The organism is Enterobacter sp. MGH 33, assembly GCF_000534535.1.
GTDB classification, from domain to species: Bacteria; Pseudomonadota; Gammaproteobacteria; order Enterobacterales; family Enterobacteriaceae; genus Enterobacter; species Enterobacter hormaechei_C.
Genome location: NZ_KI973212.1, coordinates 1,784,519 through 1,797,874, shown reverse-complemented (window position 1 = coordinate 1,797,874; position 13,356 = coordinate 1,784,519). Strand labels below are relative to the sequence as shown.

Genomic DNA, 13,356 nt, shown 5'->3' with positions numbered 1-13,356 from the left:
GGTTACTCGCTGGCCAGTGAAACGACCGGATCCATCCTTGCTGCCTTGCGGGCAGGGAGATAACCAAAGATCATGCCGATTAAAGTTGAGCAGAAGAATGCGGCAGCAGCGGCCTGCCACGAATAAATGGCGGTGAAAATGCCCCCTGCCAGCGCGGTGAACAGCGCTCCGGCGGCATACGACAGTGCAATACCTAACACTCCGCCTATTAGACATACCAGCACAGCCTCAATCATAAACTGCTGCATGATATCGCCCTGACGCGCACCGACCGCCATTCGTACGCCAATCTCATGGGTCCGTTCCGTGACCGACACCAGCATGATATTCATCACCCCAATGCTGCCGATCATCAGCGAGATGCAGGCCACCATCAGAATCAGGATGCTAAAGGTCATTGAGGTCCGTTCGATTGATTGTCGAATCTGCTCGAAATTATAAAGCTGGAAGTCTTTCACGCCGTGGCGTTGAGTGAGAAGCTGAGAAATAGCGCTGACCGCTGCCTCGTTGGCAACATCATCCTTAAGCCTTACGCTGATGCTGGTCAACACCGGTTTTCCTGTCATTCGATACATCACCGTGCTGTAAGGCATCCAGACGTTAATGCGATTAGGCGCATAGCTTCGGCTGTTCCCTTTGGCGATGCCGACAACCCGTGCAGGCACGGAACCCAGAAAAACGATTTGCCCAAGTGCCTTGAGTCCCGCATCGTCAAATAACGCCTTGCGGGCGTTTTCATCAATGATGACTTCCTGCGAGGCATTTCGATCGTCCTGGAAAGTTGATCCCTGCAACAGTTCAATACCGTTTACGCGAAAATGATCGCGCCCAACGCCATTGATCGTGGCGGTAGCGGATTTACCCAGAAAGCGAATGTTGTCGGAAGCGTTAACTTCGGGGCTGACGCTGTCAACAAACCCCTGCTTTGCTAATGCTTCGGCGTCTGCCGGGACCAGTGTACGAATGGCTTCAGTGCTGTCGTCAAAGAAATCCCTTCCCGGGTAGATGCTCACCACGTTGGTTCCAAGCTCCTTGATATTATCAAGGGTTCGCTGTTTCGCGCCTTCTCCCAGTGCCACCACCGTAACAACCGCGGCGATACCAAAAATAATGCCCGTCATGGTTAACGTCGTGCGCAGGCGATGCGCATTCATCGCTTTTAACGCCATGTGCAGGGATTCACGGGTACGGTCAACAATACTTTGCCACCAGCTTTGCTGAACGCTGTCAGGTCGTTTAAGGGCAACCCCGGAGGTAACACGACTGCCGGTATCAGAAATAATTTCACCGTCACGCAGCTCAATAATACGGTTAGCATGCTGCGCTACCTTCATATCATGTGTCACCATAACCACGGTATGGCCACGCTGATTCAGTTCACTGAGTATTGACAGTACCTCCTGACCGGACTGCGTATCCAGCGCGCCGGTGGGTTCATCCGCCAGAATGATTTCACCGCCGTTAATCAGCGAGCGGGCAATACTCACACGCTGCTGCTGGCCGCCTGAAAGCTCTCCCGGCTTATGATGTTCACGACCTTCCAGCCCGAGTCTTCCAAGCAATGTCGCCGCGCGCAGACGGCGCTTTTCGCGCTCACTATTGGCATAAATCGCCGGAATTTCAACGTTACTTAACGCGCTCAGGTCGGGCATTAAATGATAACGCTGGAAGATAAAACCGATGTGCTCACGGCGGATCCTTGCCAGATCGTCAGGTGAAAGCTGGGCGGCATTTTGACCGCTGATAAAGTAATCGCCACAATCAGGGACATCGAGACAGCCCATAATATTCATCAGGGTTGACTTACCGGAACCGGAGGCGCCGATGATCGCGACCATCTCCCCAGCAGCGATAGTCAAATCAATCCCTTTAAGCACGGTGAGATCCTGTCCACCGTTCCTGTAGGTGCGGCTGATGCCCTTGAGTTCTATGATATTACTCAAGATACAAACCCTTCCCCGGGCGCTTTTTCACCCGGCTGCGATAACACAACATGTTCCCCGACTTTTACACCGTCCAGGATCTGGATATCCACACTGTTAGTAATGCCGGTTTTGACCTCACGGGTTTCCAGCCGGTTATCACTGGTCAATATCTGCACCTGCTGTTTGTTGCCACTCACCTTGTGCACAGCCTGAATCGGCACCAGTAACGTATTTTTAGCTTCTCCAGCCAGCAAGGTCACCTGTGCTGTCATGGCAATTCGCAGCCGATTTTCTGGATTGGGGACATCCAGCAGCGCGTTGTAGTACACCGAAGCATTTGACGTGCCTGACCCTGAGGCTGAGCTACTGCTGGCAAGGCTATCATCTTTCATAACCGACTCAGGTGCCAGTTCAACGGTACGTAACGTGGCGTCATAATGCTTATCCGGCTCAGAGAAAATGGTGAATCTGGCTTTCTGTCCCGGTGAAATTCGCGTGATATCCGCCTCAGAGATCTGGGCTTTAATTGTCATCACGTCCAGACGTGCGAGTTTGATAATGGTCGGCGCACTTTGGCTGGAGTTAACCGTTTGGCCCTGTTGGGTGACAACGGCAATAACAATGCCGTCCATGGGAGCAACAACTTTTGTATAACCCAAATCGACCTTTTTCTTGTCGACATCAATTTGCGCCTGGACGAGTTTGGCGTTCAGTGCCGATAGCTCAGCGCGGGTACTGGCCAGCGTGGTTTCAGCCGTTTCGAAATCTTCTCTCGAGCTGGCATCCTCATTTAACATCTGGCGCTGGCGCTTAAAACGCAATGAGGCTTGCTTCAACTGCGCCTGCTTAGCCTGAAGGTCCGCTTTTACCACGTTGAGAGCAGCTTCTGCGTTGCGTAAATCATTCCGCTGCGGCACGTCATCAATTTCAGCGATGAGCTGTCCTTTAGTGACACGATCGCCTAACTTCACCTTCAGCGACTTAACCTGGCCAGAAACCTGTGCCCCAACGTTGACCCGCTCAATCGCATCAATTCGACCGGTAGCAAGTACGGCGTTTTCAATATCGCCGATGCGTACTGGAGCGGTAACATACTCAGGAACCTCGGGGCTTCTCAGGAAGAAGAACAAGGCGATGCTAAAAATAATTAGCAGAGCCGCAGAACAGGTCATTACGCGTCGGGGAGGGAATTTTGTTAACATTACGCAGGTTTTCCATAACGATAAACAGCAGTGAATCAGGCATCATAGTAACATCGCCAGTATTTACGGGAGGTAAACCCGCGCTATTTGGTGAAGTAGCGTCATCGTAGACCCCCGCCATCAATTACACAGAATCACCAGGTCCGCCTGTAAACCGCCGCAAGCGTGGGATTTTGTGCCTAAATCCACAGAGTCCCCTTTTGCTGAGCCCCACCTGCGATTTTTCCCATAATCGATTCATTGTGCATTAAGTGCTTAATTATAGTTGCAACCCACACATGATAATAGTAATTATTATCATTAGCATTTGCACTGATGGTTTATCTGGCAAGGTATACAGAGGTATCAGGAAACAAGCCTCTCCAGGTTTGTTGAACGGTCTCACACTCAACAAATGCATCTGAACACCGCGGCGTGGCAGCACGACGCCGCCTGGGCTGTTCAAAAGGACAACGGCGCGTAAGCGTTAATGGAAGCCGGGACAAGGAATTCCCGATTCACCAGCCTACGTCACGGAATAGTCAGCGACAGGACCGTTCGTAAGGCTGGTGAAACTCAAAAAGGACGCAGCGTCTGTCAAAGCAGGCTTAACGAAAATTAACGTCCTGCTGCTGGCATATGACTGCGTCGACTTCCTGATTTAGTTCGTCAAGCGGAGAGGGATTTTCTCATGCGTATTTTGTTTGTAGGCCCGCCTCTCTATGGGCTGCTGTATCCTGTGCTGTCTCTGGCACAGGCGTTTCGCGTTAACGGCCATGAAGTGCTGATCGCCAGCGGAGGAAAATTCGCCCAAAAAGCGGCAGAAGCAGGGCTGGTGGTATTTGACGCCGCACCCGGTTTTGATTCTGAAGCTGACTATCGCCGCCGCGAGGCACAGCGAAAAGAAAGCAACATCGGCACAAAAATGGGCAACTTCTCATTCTTCAGCGAAGAGATGGCCGACCACCTGGTGGAGTTTGCCGGACACTGGCGGCCCGATCTCATCATCTACCCGCCGCTCGGGGTCATCGGGCCTCTGATTGCCGCCAAATACGATATACCGGTCGTAATGCAAACCGTCGGCTTCGGCCATACGCCCTGGCATATCAAAGGCGTAACGCGTTCGCTCGCGGACGCCTATCATCGCCACGGCGTTGGGGCCGCACCGCGCGATATGGCCTGGATCGACGTAACACCACCGAGCATGAGCATTCTTGAAAACGACGGAGAACCCATTATTCCCATGCAGTACGTCCCGTACAACGGCGGCGCGGTGTGGGAACCGTGGTGGGAGAGGACGCCCGACCGTAAACGTCTGCTGGTGAGTCTCGGTACCGTCAAACCGATGGTCGACGGCCTTGACCTGATCGCCTGGGTGATGGATTCCGCCAGTGAAGTCGATGCCGAGATCATCCTGCATCTTTCGGCCAATGCGCGGTCGGATCTGCGCTCACTGCCCTCAAATGTTCGCCTGGTCGACTGGATACCCATGGGAGCCTTCCTGAACGGCGCAGATGGCTTCATTCATCATGGTGGCGCGGGCAATACCCTGACGGCGCTGCACGCCGGTATTCCACAGATCGTCTTCGGCCAGGGTGCCGATCGCCCGGTAAATGCCCGCGCTGTTGTCGAACGCGGCTGCGGGATCATCCCCGGCGACAACGGCCTGTCGAGCAGCATGATCAATGCTTTCCTCGACAATCGCGCGCTTCGCGACGCCTCTGAAGAGGTAGCGGCGGAAATGGCAGCGCAACCCTGTCCGAGCGAGGTGGCGAAAAGCCTGATCGCGAGGGTACAGAAAGGGTAGCCACTACGCTGTCATGACGATCATACGCCAGCACGCATCCAGGAGATACGCCCGTAACAATGCGGGACCGGATCGGGCTGGCGCTTTTTTTTGCACAGCGATCCGACTTGGATCCTATTGTTTACAGACGGAGGAGGCTTAATGCCTGCGACTCACTCTCCCACTCCTGCGCGGTCCTGGATAGTTCGACTGGCACGCGTGTGCTGGGAACGTAAGAAACTTAGCATCATCGTAGTGGTAGCGTCGGTCTCGACCATTCTGCTGGCCGCGCTGACGCCGTTGCTGACAAGGCAAGCGGTGAACGACGCGCTGGCGGGCAATCCGACTCGTCTGCCGTGGCTGGCCTGCGGGCTATTGCTGATTGCCTTTTTTGATTTCATCGGTAACTACGTGCGCCGCGGTTATGCCGGGGAGCTCTCGCTATGGGTGCAGCACACCCTGCGAGGACGGGCATTCGACAGTATTCAAAAACTTGACGGCGCAGGCCAGGACGCACTGCGCACCGGGCAGGTGATTTCACGGACCAACAGCGATCTGCAGCAGGTACATACCCTGCTACAGATGTGCCCGGTGCCGCTGGCGGTGTTCACTTATTACATTGCCGGCATTGCCGTGATGCTGTGGATGTCACCCGCCATGACGCTCATCGTCGTGTGCGTACTGGCATGCCTGGCTATCACTGCGCTGCGTGCTCGTCGCCGGGTCTTCGCGCAAACCGGGCTGGCCTCGGACCGACTGGCAAATCTCACCGAACATATGCGCGAGGTGCTGGCGCAGATCTCAGTGGTAAAATCCTGCGTGGCGGAGCTGCGTGAAACGCGCTGGCTGGATCGCCAGTCGCGGCAGATGGTGCGGGTACGCATCGGCGCGGCCATCTCGCAGGCGATGCCAGGCGCCACCATGCTGGCGCTACCGGTGCTCGGGCAAATCGTCCTGCTGTGCTACGGCGGCTGGTCGGTTATGCACGGGCGCATCGATCTCGGCACCTTCGTGGCGTTTGCCAGCTTCCTCGCGATGCTGACCGGGCCAACCCGTGTACTGGCATCGTTTCTGGTTATCGCCCAGCGCACCCAGGCGTCCGTGGAGCGAGTGTTTGCTCTGATCGACACCCGTTCGCAGATGGAAGACGGGACGGAGGCGGTTAACGGTCAGGTTATCGGGCTGCAACTGGAGAATGTGAGCTTCGAGTACCGTGGCGGCAGACGCATCCTCAGCGATGTCTCCTTTTCCCTGCACGCCGGTGAAACGGTGGCGGTAGTGGGCGCATCGGGTTCCGGGAAATCCACGCTGCTGATGCTGCTGGCGCGTTTTTACGATCCCAGCGCCGGAGAGATATGGCTCAACACCAGCGCAGGCCGACAGAACCTCCGCGATCTCAGGCTGGAGGCGCTTCGTCGTCGGGTAGGCGTTGTGTTTGAGGATGCTTTTCTGTTTGCCGGTACGGTGGCGGAAAATATCGCCTACGGGCACCCTCAGGCAACGGCGGACGACATTCGCCTCGCGGCGAGGGCAGCAGGAGCCAGCGATTTTATCAACGCCCTGCCGAAAGGTTTCGATACCCAATTAACCGAACGCGGTACGAATCTTTCCGGCGGACAGAGGCAGCGAATCGCGCTGGCACGGGCGCTCATTACCGCGCCGGAAGTGTTGATCCTCGATGACACCACCTCGGCGGTCGATGCCGGTACTGAAGCGGAGATCAACACCGCGCTGAGTCGCTATGCTGACGAAAAGCATATGCTGCTGGTGATTGCCCGACGCCGTTCGACGCTTCAGTTAGCCAGCCGGATTGTGGTGCTGGATAAGGGCCGGGTGGTGGACACCGGAACCCAGGCAGAACTTGAAGCGCGCTGTCCGGCGTTCCGCGCGCTGATGACCGGCGACGGCGATTTCCTCGCGCCTTCCCACAGTGGGCCTAACGGATTGTGGCCGACCGTACCAGCGGCACAAGACGATGCGGCGCAGACGGGGGATAAAGGCTTTGTCGCCCGTATGACGCGCGTGCCGGAAAATGCAGTACAGCAGGCGCTGGCTGGTAAAGGCCGCAAAGTCACGTCGCTGCTGAAGCCCGTGGCGTGGATGTTCGTCATCGCCGCCCTGCTGATCGCCCTCGATTCGGCGGCAGGCGTCGGGGTACTTATACTGCTGCAGCGCGGCATTGACTCCGGCGTTGCCACAGGCGATATGTCGACTATCGGCCTCTGTGCCCTATTCGCCCTGTGCCTGGTGGCCGTGAGCTGGTGCTGTTATTCACTACAGACTGTCTTCGCCGCCAGAGCGGCAGAGTCAGTCCAGCATACGGTGCGCTTGCGCAGCTTCGGCCATATGCTGCGTCTTGGTCTCCCCTGGCATGAAAAGCATGTCGATTCACGTCTGACCCGCATGACCGTAGATGTGGACTCTCTCGCCCGCTTTCTGCAAAACGGCCTTGCCGGTGCAGCCACCAGCCTGGTGACAATGTTCGCCATCGCCGCCGCCATGTTCTGGCTCGACCCGCTCCTGGCGCTGACGGCATTAAGCGCGGTGCCAGTGGTCGCACTGGCAACCTGGATTTATCGCCGCCTCAGCTCCCCTGCTTATGCGCAGGCGCGGCTGGAAATAGGCAAAGTCAACAGCACCCTGCAGGAGAAAGTCTCCGGCTTGCGCGTTGTGCAATCGCATGGCCAGCAGGAACAGGAAGCCGCCCGGCTGCGCGCGTTATCGGATCGGTTCCGTGCGACCCGCGTACGTGCGCAAAAATACCTTGCCGTCTATTTCCCGTTCCTGACCTTCTGCACCGAGGCCTCCTATGCCGCCGTTCTTCTGGTGGGTGCATCGCGAGTCGCCGAAGGCGAAATGACCGCCGGGGTGCTGGCGGCTTTCTTCCTGCTGCTGGGGCAATTCTATGGGCCAGTGCAGCAGTTATCAGGAATTGTCGACGCCTGGCAGCAGGCGACGGCCAGCGGCAAACATATCAATGAACTGCTGGCGACCGAAGGCACAGAGAACATCGAGCCCTCTTCCGCACCGCCCGCCACCGGCGCGCTGCATCTTGATGAGGTCACGTTCAGTTATCCCGACAGCCCTGAACCCGCGCTGAACAAACTTACCCTGACAATCTCTGAGGGAAGGGTCGTCGCGGTCGTTGGTCGCAGCGGTGCGGGTAAGTCAACGCTGATTAAGCTGATCGCCGGATTGTATTCCCCCACCCACGGCAGGATCAGCATTGGCGATCGGATAATTGATGATGCCTCGCTTGCCGATTACCGTCGCCAGATTGGGCTGGTCGATCAGGATGTGGCGTTGTTTAGTGGTGATATCGCGGAAAACATTCGTTATTCACGGCCATCCAGTACCAATGACGACGTTGAGATTGCCTCTCAACAGGCAGGGCTGTATGAGACGGTGCGCAATCTGCCGCAGGGATTCCGCACACCGGTGAATAACGGCGGTGCCGATCTGTCCGCAGGTCAGCGCCAGCTGATTGCGCTGGCCCGCGCACAACTGGCGAATGCTCACATCCTGCTGCTCGATGAAGCCACGTCACGCCTGGATCGCACATCCGAAGAGCGATTGATGTCATCGTTAACAGACGTCGCGCACGCCGGGAAGCACCTGGCGCTGATTGTGGCGCACCGTCTGACCACCGCGCAGCGCTGCGATCTGATTGCCGTTATCGATAAGGGGCAGCTTGCGGAATACGGCACCCACGAACAGCTGTTAGCGGCCGGCGGCCTCTACACCCGCTTGTGGCATGACAGCGTCGGCAGCTCTGTTCCCCATCGCCAGCACGACATCACGGGGGAAATCGTGGAAGAGTAATTGCGCACGTAAGACATTACAAAACACGCGCTAAAGCGGCTGTTCCCGGAATAGCCGCTTTAGCTATTTATACTGACACCCTTCATATTCAAAGAGAGTGAATGCTGAACATGCAACAACATCCCTCTGCTATCGCCAGGCTGCGCAGCCAGCTGGCAGCAGGCCACATTGCTAACCTTTCTGACTTCTGGCGAGACGCTGAGTCGCTAAATGTACCGCTGGTGACGCCAGTCGACGGAGCGAAAGACGAGCGTGATGTGACATTTCTGTGGCGCGCCAGGCACCCTCTACAGGGCGTTTATCTGCGTCTGAATCGGGTGACGGATAAAGAGCACGTGGCGAAAGGGATGATGACCGCCCTTCCCGCGACGGATATCTGGACTCTGACACTGCGTTTACCCGCAAGCTACTGCGGCTCCTATTCGCTGGTGGAAATCCCCCCCGGCACCCCGGCCGAGACGATTGCACAGTCCGGAGGCCGCTTTGCTACCCTCGTCGGGCACGTCGATCCGCTAAACAAAACGCCGGGGATCAACGTTCGGGGAAGCACACAGGAGTCGGTGCTGGCGCTTGATAAAGCCCCCGCCCAGTCCGAATGGCGCGGCGGGTCACCCAGCGGGCAATTGCTTACCTCGGCGCGCACTCTCGCCGGGGAATCGCGCCGGGTTCGGCTCTATCTGCCGGACGTTGATGTTTCGCAGCCCCTCGGCCTGGTGGTACTGCCCGATGGTGAAACCTGGTTCGATCACCTTGGCGTATGCGCGGCAATTGACGCCGCCATAAACAACGGACGCATCGTGCCTGTGGCTGTACTTGGCATCGACAATATCGATGAACACGAGCGAACTGCGATACTCGGCGGGCGCAGCGAGCTGATAAAGGATATCGCCGACCAGTTGTTGCCGACGATCCGCGCCGAACACCCGCAGCGGCGGTGGGCAGACCGTTCGCGCACCGTGCTGGCCGGACAGAGCCTCGGCGGGGTCAGCGCGCTCATGGCCGCTCGTTACGCACCGGAAACGTTCGGGCTGGCGCTCAGCCACTCCCCTTCGATGTGGTGGACGCCAGAGGGTGCCAGCCGGCCAAACGTGTTCAGCGAAACCGATACGTCATGGGTGAGCGAACATCTGCTTTCTGCCCCGCCGCAGGGTGTGCGCATCCGCCTGTGCGTGGGATCGCTGGAAGGTTCGACGGTACCCCACGTTCAGCGGCTGCATCAGCAGTTGCTTACCGCTGGCGTCGACAGCCATTGCGCAATGTACACCGGGGGTCACGATTACGCATGGTGGCGCGGCGCACTGATTGACGGGCTTGGTTTACTCCAGGGTTGACTTGACCCGCGAACACTTTCAGGCAACTGTACAGGCTTCCTGAATAAAGAAAATGTCACCTGCGGAAAAGGAATAAACATCAGATGTATGCCCGCGAGTATCGCCCAACACACTCACGCAAGGCGCTTGTCACTCTTCTTTCTGGTCTCACCCTTATCTGGAATGCGCACGCTTTCGCAAAGCCGGATATGCAGCCACTGGGGCCGAATATCGCCGATAAAGGCTCTGCGTTTTACCATTTCAGCGTCAACTCGTTCGACTCCGACGATGGCAGCCGCCATTATCGGGTATGGACGGCCGTGCCAAATAAATCCGCACCGGCGTCGGGCTACCCGATTTTATATATGCTCGACGGCAACGCAGTTATGGACCGCCTGAACGACGACCTGCTCAAACAGCTGGCAGAAAAATCACCGCCGGTGATTGTGGCTGTCGGGTATCAGACCAACCTCCCCTTCGATCTCAACGGCAGGGCCTACGACTATACGCCAGCAGCAGAAAGCGGCAAAACGGATACCCGCAACGGGCGTTTTAGCCGTAAGAGTGGGGGTAGCAACGACTTCCGCCAGTTACTGGAAACGCGTATAGCGCCAAAGGTGGAACAGGGATTGAATATCGATCGGCAGCGTCGCGGCCTGTGGGGGCACTCCTACGGCGGCCTGTTCGTGCTGGATGCATGGCTGTCTTCCCCTTATTTCCGGACGTATTACAGCGCCAGCCCGTCGTTGGGCAGAGGCCATGATGCGCTACTGAGCCGCATCACGGCGGTTGAGCCGTCGCAATACTGCGCCAGGCGCCTGATGATAATGGAAGGTTCGGCGACACCGGGCGATAACCGGGAAACGCATGCTGCCGGAGTGCTGACGAAAATTCATGCCACCCTCGCCACGCTGGAAGATAAAGGCGTCAATGCCGCCTTTTGGGATTTCCCAAACCTGGGACACGGGCCGATGTTCAACGCCTCCTTCCGCGGAGCGCTGTTAGATATCAGTGGTGAAAACGCAGGTAACACAGCAGGCTGTCATTCATTAAGCCGCTAAACACTGCCCGCCTTGACGCGGGCAGTACACCTGTAACACTACGATCAAAATGACGCGGTAACACCGGCATAATAAGCCCGGCCAGGCTCGTTATAGGTATTCGCCCCTTCGGAAGATCGGTAAATCTGTTTATCTAAGATATTGCTGACACCAACGTTAAGACGCAGATTTTTATTAATATCGTAATTGAAGTTCGTCCCCACCAGCGAATAAGCGCCCAGCTCTTTACCTGACAGACCGCCAGTATCTTCACTACGAGTTTCCGAATGAGTACGCGGTTTTTGTCTGCCGTATAACGTCCAGTTGACGCTGGCAGAGAACGCCTGGGTGATGGTCCAGTCAAGCGAGTTATTAATGGTGTATTTCGGGATGATCGACAGCGGATTACCGGTGTCTTTTTGCTCCGAGGTGATCATCCAGGTGGCATTGGTATTCCAGTTCAGACGATCTTTCACCAGCGGGAACGCCATGCTGGCTTCGATACCGTCCACCAGCGCTTTCCCGCCGTTCTGCCACTGGAGAATATATGCGCCGGAAGCGGTTTGCCCGATAACATTATCGCCGGCCACGATCTTATTCTGGTAGTCATTGCGGAAGTAGGTCACGCTGGCATGGTAATCTTCCCAGGCGAACTCCAGCCCAATTTCTTTATTGATGCTAATTTCCGGATCGAGATCTTTATTACCGATCAGGTAGCAGCCGCCCGATGTAATATCTTTTGGACAACCGTTGCCTTTCGAGTAGAGCAGATAACCTTCGCTGGATTGATACAGGTTTGGTGCTTTAAAGGTTCGGGCAATCCCCGCTTTGACTTTGAAGTAATCCCCCAATTCCTGCGAGAGGTTCAGGCTGGGGCTGAAGTTACCGCCGGACTCGTTGAGATAATCAAAGCGCAGGCCGGGAATGATATTCGTGCCGGGAACCGGCTCAATATTATCTTCAATATACAGCGCACTGATTTGGGAATGGTTTTTACTGCTGCGATCCGCAGCCGAGCCAGAAATGCCGCCGATATCACTGTCATCCACGGTCAGGCTGGTAGAGGAAGGATCGTCGAGCTCATCGCGGCTCCACTCCGCACCCACGGTCAGCGTTTGATCGACCAGCGCATTCAGCGGAATATTAAGCTCGCCGCTGGTTCGCCAGGAGCTCAGGCGATTGGTCGTGAACTTTTCATCCGCCGAAATACGCCCTTCACCGCCTCCGGATAATCCTTCATTCATGCGGGTGTTATTGGTTTTCTCGTAATAGACACCAAAACGGCTTTGACCCCAGTCCCAGATACCATTATGTGTAATGCCATAATTCTGCCGGTACAGGCGGTTCGTCTCTTCGCCGGATTTCGCCAGGCTTTCAGTGACGGCACTGGAAGAACTGTTTTGCGTATCGCCCGCATAGATATTCCCCTGGCGGCTATATCCGGCTTCGAAATCGATAATTTGCTGCGGATTTAATTTCCACGAGACAACGCCGTTAATATCTTTGTTGCGCACCCCTTCATGCCCGGCCGCGTTTTTCGTACCGGCCGAGGAGTTAATATCCCAGCTGTCGGCATCGGTTTTATTCAGGTTTCCGTACAGGCGCATGGTCAGCGCATCGCCAGCCAGCGGCCCGCTAAGGCTGAAGTTGGCGCGACGCGTAGCGCCTTCGTCGCTGCTTTCCGGCTGGTTGGTGTATAACGACAGCGAACCGTGCCAGTCGTTGGTAGGGCGTTTGGTAATGATGTTCACCACCCCGCCCGCTGCGCCCGAACCGTAGCGTGCCGCCGCAGGGCCGCGGATCACTTCAATACGCTCAACCTGTTCCGGTGGCACCCAGTTGGTGTCGCCGCGGGTATCACGCTCTCCACGCCAGCTATAACGCACGGCGTTGCGCGACGTCACCGGCACACCATCAATTAAAATTAAGGTGTTCTCCGGCCCCATGCCGCGAATGTCGATCTGGCGGTTATTACCACGTGTACCCGAGGCGCTGTTGCCGGTCAGATTGACACCGGGCATTTTGCGAATAATATCGGAGAGATCGTTGACCGGAGGGTTCTTTTTAATATCTTCGCTGGTAATAATCGACACGCCCGGCTGCTGTTTGAGTACCTGCTCAGCGGTGGCTTCCACCACCAGGGTCTCGTCGTTATCATCGGAGGATTTTGCCAGTGATACCTGACTGTTCAACCCTGCCAGGAGCGCAGTGAGCGGCCAGAAGATCTTGATAATTCTCATACCCATTCCCTAATACATGCCTAACGCAAAAGTGATCGATCGTTAAGCTCAC

The 13,356-nt window shown here is 56.4% G+C and carries 7 protein-coding genes; 4 read left to right on the top strand and 3 right to left on the bottom strand.

The window, feature by feature from the left end; all coding sequences use genetic code 11:
- Positions 1 to 2: 2 nt before the first annotated feature.
- Positions 3 to 1,943: a MacB family efflux pump subunit gene (locus L379_RS15435; protein WP_023296167.1), complete on the bottom strand. Its 1,941-nt coding sequence runs from the start codon at positions 1,941 to 1,943 to the stop codon at positions 3 to 5.
- On the bottom strand, positions 1,940 to 3,127 hold the full coding sequence (locus L379_RS15440; protein WP_050597033.1) for a macrolide efflux RND transporter periplasmic adaptor subunit EtsA: 1,188 nt from the start codon (positions 3,125 to 3,127) through the stop codon (positions 1,940 to 1,942). The genes L379_RS15435 and L379_RS15440 overlap by 4 nt, the downstream gene beginning before the upstream one ends.
- A 670-nt stretch (positions 3,128 to 3,797) precedes the next feature.
- On the opposite strand from L379_RS15440, the gene iroB reads away from it, so the two are divergent.
- The 4 genes from iroB (at position 3,798) to L379_RS15460 (ending at position 11,085) form a co-directional block, all read left to right on the top strand.
- On the top strand, positions 3,798 to 4,913 hold the full coding sequence (gene iroB, locus L379_RS15445) for a salmochelin biosynthesis C-glycosyltransferase IroB (protein ID WP_032653054.1): 1,116 nt from the start codon (positions 3,798 to 3,800) through the stop codon (positions 4,911 to 4,913).
- A 141-nt stretch (positions 4,914 to 5,054) separates the two neighbouring features.
- Positions 5,055 to 8,714, top strand: a complete 3,660-nt coding sequence (gene iroC / locus L379_RS15450) for a salmochelin/enterobactin export ABC transporter IroC (protein ID WP_050597032.1) — start codon at positions 5,055 to 5,057, stop codon at positions 8,712 to 8,714.
- A gap of 101 nt (positions 8,715 to 8,815) precedes the next feature.
- On the top strand, positions 8,816 to 10,045 hold the full coding sequence (locus tag L379_RS15455) for an esterase family protein (RefSeq protein ID WP_015571051.1): 1,230 nt from the start codon (positions 8,816 to 8,818) through the stop codon (positions 10,043 to 10,045).
- Between the two features lie 83 nt (positions 10,046 to 10,128).
- Positions 10,129 to 11,085, top strand: a complete 957-nt coding sequence (locus L379_RS15460) for an alpha/beta hydrolase (RefSeq protein ID WP_032102659.1) — start codon at positions 10,129 to 10,131, stop codon at positions 11,083 to 11,085.
- Positions 11,086 to 11,129: 44 nt separating this feature from the next.
- On the opposite strand, the gene iroN is transcribed toward L379_RS15460, so the two are convergent.
- A complete protein-coding gene (gene iroN / locus L379_RS15465; RefSeq protein ID WP_023303341.1) occupies positions 11,130 to 13,304 on the bottom strand; it encodes a siderophore salmochelin receptor IroN in 2,175 nt (724 codons plus the stop codon).
- Positions 13,305 to 13,356 lie beyond the last annotated feature (52 nt).